Raw genomic sequence first — 511 nt, forward strand, 5'->3', positions numbered from 1 at the left:
TACTAAAGAAAATATTTATTTGGTACTTGATAAAGAATTTGAGTTTGATACAATGGGTTTACTGATTCAGCATATCGTTGATGTTATTAACACTACCGAGGATTGGCAATAATGGAAAAGAAAATTACTCTTTATATCGTAGCACTGGCTTCCGTCGTTTCTGCTATTGACGCAGAATCTGTAAAAGTAAATGACGGCATCCACGCGGTAAAAACTGGCGTTGAAATTGACGGTGTTCCGTTCACTTCTAAGCGTCAGGCGCTGGACGCGGTAGAACTTACCGCTAAATTCGGTCTGGAAACTGTAGTTTGCAGCCAGAAACGCGTTGTAAAACTGGCTTAATCGCCGCCTAAATCGGGGCTGTAAATGGGTAATGATTCCCGTAGCCCCTTCAAAATCACTGTTAAAACCACACTCAATATAGGAAATAAAATCATGACTACTGCTAAAACTCCCGCTCTCGATACCAAAGCAATCTTTAACGCGCTGGCAAATGCTAAACACATTTTCG

The 511-nt window shown here is 40.9% G+C and carries 1 protein-coding gene; it reads left to right on the top strand.

Annotated features, from left to right (window positions below):
• The first annotated feature begins 111 nt into the window (after positions 1 to 111).
• Positions 112 to 342, top strand: a complete 231-nt coding sequence (locus N1032_RS28020; protein ID WP_259544022.1) for a hypothetical protein — start codon at positions 112 to 114, stop codon at positions 340 to 342.
• Positions 343 to 511 lie beyond the last annotated feature (169 nt).

Source organism: Herbiconiux daphne (assembly GCF_024979295.1).
Taxonomy (GTDB): domain Bacteria; phylum Actinomycetota; class Actinomycetes; order Actinomycetales; family Microbacteriaceae; genus Herbiconiux; species Herbiconiux daphnes.